The following is a 677-nucleotide window of genomic DNA, read 5'->3' as shown; positions in this document are numbered from 1 at the left end:
CCATTGATCGCATCATGCGAATCTTCAGCAATTTTCCCATCTTTAACATTATGGAGGGAAACGGGTGCTGTAGTCTTATCACCACCCAAAGTTATGCTATTATAATTAACGGTATCTTTTTCTTTATCATAGAGAACTGCAGCAGCACTTGTAAGATTAATATCATTAGAAATCTTCTCTATACTTTTATCAAGCTGAGCTTTGTTAACAGCTTCATCATTTCGCTCTGCAGCTTTTACACCAGAAATTGTACGAGCTTCACCAGATTTGTTTGCAACATTAATTTCTGTACCCCCTGTTGTCACACCAATGGTAATAGTACCTGCATCTCCTTCCTGCTTAACAAGGCTATTTTTTGTCGCATTCGTAATCTGATTTTGGATATTCGTGATAGAAGTATCAACAGCATTAAAAGCAGAACCAACATCATTATGAGAATTACCCTGAATTGTGTAAGTTGGTGCTTTACCATTAGATACATCTGCACCACCACCAAAATATTGTGATGTATTTTGAGAAATTGTTGAGAGATTATTCGTAACAGTGATAACATTCTGATTAGTAGCAAAGAGCTGCGAACCATTCACTGCATCGGTTGAATTAGCAGAAATATCTCCATTAGCAAGAAACTTAATTTTGCTATTGGTTTTTTCCTCTCCATGCTGTGCTACAAATGC

General features: G+C 36.8%; 1 pseudogene. It reads right to left on the bottom strand.

Features of this window, described 5'->3' with window-relative positions:
* Positions 1-677, bottom strand: a pseudogene (locus ACFIMA_RS09875) (hypothetical protein); the annotation flags it as partial.

Source organism: Bartonella sp. AP88HLJMH (genome assembly GCF_042195605.1).
GTDB lineage: Bacteria > Pseudomonadota > Alphaproteobacteria > Rhizobiales > Rhizobiaceae > Bartonella.
Note: the sequence above shows the minus strand (reverse complement) of the source record. Positions and strands in the feature narration are given on the sequence as shown.